This is a genomic window from Enterobacter sp. (assembly GCF_977039595.1).
Genome location: NZ_CDRQYH010000125.1, coordinates 1 through 4631 on the forward strand (window position 1 = coordinate 1; position 4631 = coordinate 4631).

6 protein-coding genes are annotated in these 4631 nt (G+C 52.7%); 1 reads left to right on the forward strand and 5 read right to left on the reverse strand.

The window, feature by feature from the left end; all coding sequences use genetic code 11:
* The 5 genes from tsaA to metN all read right to left on the reverse strand — a co-directional run.
* The coding region (gene tsaA / locus ACWYRJ_RS20465; RefSeq protein ID WP_455508524.1) for a tRNA (N6-threonylcarbamoyladenosine(37)-N6)-methyltransferase TrmO at positions 1-640 on the reverse strand (640 nt) is incomplete at its 3' end.
* Positions 637-1041 carry an Rcs stress response system protein RcsF gene (gene rcsF / locus ACWYRJ_RS20470; protein WP_008501883.1) on the reverse strand — a complete coding sequence of 135 codons (405 nt, stop codon included), beginning with the start codon at positions 1039-1041 and terminating at the stop codon, positions 637-639. The genes tsaA and rcsF, both read right to left, overlap by 4 nt.
* A gap of 106 nt (positions 1042-1147) precedes the next feature.
* A complete protein-coding gene (gene metQ / locus ACWYRJ_RS20475; protein WP_014168729.1) occupies positions 1148-1963 on the reverse strand; it encodes a methionine ABC transporter substrate-binding lipoprotein MetQ in 816 nt (271 codons plus the stop codon).
* 40 nt (positions 1964-2003) lie between these two features.
* Positions 2004-2657, reverse strand: coding sequence for a methionine ABC transporter permease MetI (locus tag ACWYRJ_RS20480; protein ID WP_003856130.1), 654 nt, complete (start codon positions 2655-2657; stop codon positions 2004-2006).
* A complete protein-coding gene (metN, locus tag ACWYRJ_RS20485) occupies positions 2650-3681 on the reverse strand; it encodes a methionine ABC transporter ATP-binding protein MetN (protein ID WP_111963982.1) in 1032 nt (343 codons plus the stop codon). The genes ACWYRJ_RS20480 and metN overlap by 8 nt, the downstream gene beginning before the upstream one ends.
* 188 nt (positions 3682-3869) lie before the next feature.
* Here metN and gmhB point away from each other — a divergent pair, with 188 nt between their 5' ends.
* Positions 3870-4436, forward strand: a complete 567-nt coding sequence (gene gmhB / locus ACWYRJ_RS20490; RefSeq protein ID WP_111963981.1) for a D-glycero-beta-D-manno-heptose 1,7-bisphosphate 7-phosphatase — start codon at positions 3870-3872, stop codon at positions 4434-4436.
* The last annotated feature ends 195 nt before the right edge of the window (positions 4437-4631 follow it).

Sequence of the window (4631 nt, forward strand, 5' to 3'; positions counted from 1 at the left end):
GACAACTGGGAGCGTGGTCTGGTAGATCTGACTCCAGAGGCACACGAGGCTTATCGCACCTTCGCCATGCACTCATGCGATACAGAAACCGGTTATCGCCGTATCGAATCATGGGAAACCAAGAGCATGCGGTTATCTCAGGCGTAAAATACACCGGCATGTCCGCCTGTGGTGCGTCCTGAGCATAACTTGCACGAGCGTTCGGGAGCGCTTCGGCGAAGGGCAAATAGGGCTTGATGTCGATAACCGGCGTGCCGTCGACCAGGTCCAGGCTACCTAACTCCAGTATCACCCGATCTTTCTGGCAGCGTATGCCTTTCAGTTCAACCAGCGACATGCCAACCGGGTTTGGACGGAAGGTCGAGCGCGTTGCAAACACGCCCATTCTCGCATTACCGCCAAGACGAGGAGGACGCACGGTAGGTCGCCAGCCGCCTTCCATCGTCTGGTGAAACACGAACACCACCCATAAATGGCTGAAAGCCTCGAGCCCGCGTACCGCATCGGCCTGATTGTAAGGCGCAATCAGGTGAAGCTCACCGCTTCCGCTGGTGACCAGACCGGGCTGGCGAGGGACGGCGAACTTCTCTTTATAAGGAGAGTGGATAACGCCTATCTGCTCGAACTGAAATGCACTCATTTCGCCGTGATGTTCAGTGCAGAACCGATGCAAACCGCCTGACGGTAGCAGCCCGGCGTGCCGCTGGTGACTTCACAGCTGTGCAGCAGAACCGCGTTAGCTTTCATTTTTGCGGCATTAATCTGCATGCGTTTACGCGCTGTCGGAATATTTGGTGGTGAGTCCTGATTGGTCGCCTGACAGGATTCGCCGCTCACTTCGCCCAGCTCACGGAACGGTTTACCGACGAGTTCGTCCGCTTTCGTGATAATGCGAACCGGCGCAGGGCGAACCACTTTCGGTTTCGCAGGCTCGGTCTTTGGCGGGGTTGCCGTGCTTTGAACAGGTTCAACGGGAGATCTGCTTAGCATAGAACAGCCGCTCAGCATGAGTGCTAAAAGACAGATCGGTAAAGCACGCATAATATTTCCTCAATGGATAATCAAAACGTCAGATATTGAATCAGTTGACTGCACAAATGACAAGACGGGCATAAGCCCGTCCTGATGATATTACACTGAGGTGAGATTACCAGCCTTTAACAGCGCCGCCGTTAAACACTTTGTTGGCTTCCTGGTAAACTTCATCTGACTGATAGGCCTGAACGAATTTCTTCACGTTTTCCGCGTCCTTGTTGTCTTCGCGAGTCACGATCAGGTTAACGTACGGGGAGTCTTTATCTTCAACGAAGATACCGTCTTTGGCTGGCGTCAGGCCAATCTGGCTGGCGTAAGTGGTGTTGATAACGGCCAGGGCAATCTGTGCATCGTCCAGGGAACGTGGCAGCTGCGGTGCTTCCAGTTCAACAATTTTCAGATTTTTCGGGTTTTCGGTGACGTCCAGAACGGTTGGCAGCAGGCCAACACCGTCTTTCAGTTTGATCAGGCCCACTTTCTGCAGCAGCAGCAGGGAACGACCAAGGTTAGTCGGGTCGTTAGGCACGGCAACCTGAGAGCCTGGCTGCAGTTCGTCCAGTGATTTAATTTTCTTAGAGTAACCGGCAATCGGATAAACGAAGGTGTTACCCACGCCCACCAGTTTATAGCCGCGATCTTTAATCTGCTGATCCAGGTATGGCTTATGCTGGAAGGCATTCGCGTCGATATCGCCTTTGCTCAGCGCTTCGTTCGGCAGAACGTAATCGTTGAAGGTGACCAGCTCTACGTCCAGGCCATACTTCTCTTTTGCTACTTTCTGAGCAACTTCTGCAACCTGCTGTTCTGCACCCACGATAACGCCCACTTTAATGTGGTTTGGATCCTTTTCGTCCTGACCGCAACCCACCAGTGCCAGAGAGCCGATCAGCGCGCCTACTGCTGCGAAGGTCTTTAATTTAAACGCCATGTTTTATCCTTAACTCGTAGAGTTTGTGTTGTGTGTAACGTTATTTGTGCGTAACAGCCCGGACGATGCGATCGCCAGAGAACTGGATTAAGTAAACCAGAACAACCAGCAATACCAGAACGGTATTCATCACGGTAGCGTTATATCCAATATAGCCGTACTGGTAACCAATCTGACCTAAACCGCCGGCACCAACGGCACCGCCCATCGCGGAATAACCGACCAGGGTGATAAGCGTAATAGTTGCCGCATTCACCAGCCCTGGCAGCGCCTCAGGCAACAGAACCTTGCGGACGATCTGCATCGGCGTGGCACCCATCGCACGGGAAGCTTCGATCAAACCGGTTGGGATTTCCAGCAGGGCGTTCTCCACCATACGGGCGATAAACGGCGCAGCGCCAACGGTCAGCGGAACGATCGCCGCCTGCAGACCGATAGACGTTCCGACGATCACGCGGGTAAACGGAATCATCCACACCAGTAAAATAATGAACGGGATAGAACGGAAGATGTTCACCAGCGCAGAGAGCGTACGGTACAGCTTCGCGTTCTCAATGATTTGACCCGGACGCGTCACGTACAGCAACACGCCGACCGGCAGGCCAATCACAAAACCAAAGAAGCCAGAGACAAAGGTCATTGCCAGCGTTTCCCAAACGCCGCGAACCAGCAGCCACATCATCGGCTCAGACATAACCCAGTACCTCTACTTTTACGTGATGTTCTTGCAGCCAGGCAATAGCTGCCTGGGTTTCTTCTTGTGTGCCGTGCATTTCTGTCAGCATGATGCCGAACTTCACGCCACCGGCGTAATCCATCTGCGCGCTGATGATGTTGTTGTTCACGTTAAAGCGACGCGCGGTTTCGGAAAGCAGGGGAGCATCAACGGACTGACCGGTGAACTCCATGCGCAGCATCGGGACGCTGTCAGCAGCGGGTTCGGTCTTCAAACGTTCCAGATAGTCTTCCGGGATATCCAGATGCAGGGTGGACTGGATGAACTGCTGCGCCAGCGGGGTTTTCGGATGCGAGAACACTTCACTTACCGTGTCCTGCTCGATCAGTTCACCGTTGCTAATGACCGCCACGCAGTCGCAGATGCGTTTCACCACATCCATTTCGTGCGTAATAAGGAGGATCGTCAGGCCCAGACGACGATTAATGTCCTTCAGCAGTTCCAGAATAGAACGCGTGGTTGCGGGATCCAGTGCGCTGGTGGCCTCATCGCACAGCAGTACCTTAGGATTGCTGGCCAGCGCGCGGGCGATGGCCACACGTTGTTTTTGCCCGCCGGACAGATTTGCCGGATAGCTATCATGTTTGTCGCCAAGACCCACGAGGTCGAGCAGCTCGATGACGCGACGCTTTACTTCTTCTTTCGGCGTGTTATCCAGCTCAAGGGGTAAGGCAACGTTGCCGAACACGGTGCGGGAAGCCAGCAGGTTAAAGTGCTGGAAAATCATGCCAATCTGACGACGCGCTTTGGTGAGTTCTTTCTCTGAAAGGGCGGTGAGTTCCTGGCCGCCAACTTCTACGCTGCCCTGGGTTGGACGCTCAAGCAGGTTAACACAACGGATCAGCGTGCTTTTACCTGCACCCGATGCGCCAATGACGCCATAAATTTGACCAGCAGGAACATGCAGGCTGACATTGTTCAGCGCCTGAATGGTTCGGTTCCCCTGCTGGAACACTTTGGTGATATTGGAAAGTTTAATCATTAGATTATTTTTATCGTATGTAAGTTAGCCGTGGCATTTTCTTCTGCCAGATACGGGGGATGACCGTAAACAAAACGGATGTTAAGGCATCCAGACGTCTAAATCAATCCAACTATGCACGATGAGCACTTTATTGCGCTGCGATTCATGAGATACTAGTTGAACATGCCTTTTTCAGGAGCAAACCGGTGGCAAAATCAGTACCCGCAATTTTTCTCGATCGTGATGGCACTATTAATGTGGATCACGGTTATGTCCATGAGATTGATGAGTTCGAGTTTATCGAGGGCGCAATAGATGCCATGCGCCAGCTGAAAGAGATGGGGTATGCGCTGGTGGTCGTGACGAACCAGTCCGGTATTGCACGCGGTAAATTCACCGAAGCGCAGTTCGAAACGCTGACGGAATGGATGGACTGGTCGCTGGCCGACCGCGGTGTGGATCTCGATGGCATCTATTATTGTCCACACCACCCACAGGGAACCGTAGAAGAGTATCGTCAGACCTGTGATTGCCGTAAGCCGCATCCGGGGATGTTCATCTCTGCGCAGGAGTTCCTGCACATTGATATGGCGGCTTCTTATATGGTGGGCGATAAACTGGAAGATATGCAGGCAGCCACAGCAGCGGGTGTAGGGACCAAAATATTAGTACGCACCGGCAAGCCTGTGACGCCAGAAGCTGAGAATGCGGCGGATTGGGTAATTAATAGTCTGGCCGAGCTGCCAAAAGAGATTAAAAAGCACCAAAAATAGCCTTTCTGGTGAAAAGATGAGCGGTTGAAATAAAAATGCATTTTTCCGCTTGTCATTCCTCGGCGGCCCCCTATAATGCGCCTCCATCGACACGGCGGATGTGAATCACTTCACAAACAACCCGGTCGGTTGAAGAGAAAAAATCCTGAAATAACGGGTTGACTCTGAAAGAGGAAAGCGTAATATACGCCACCT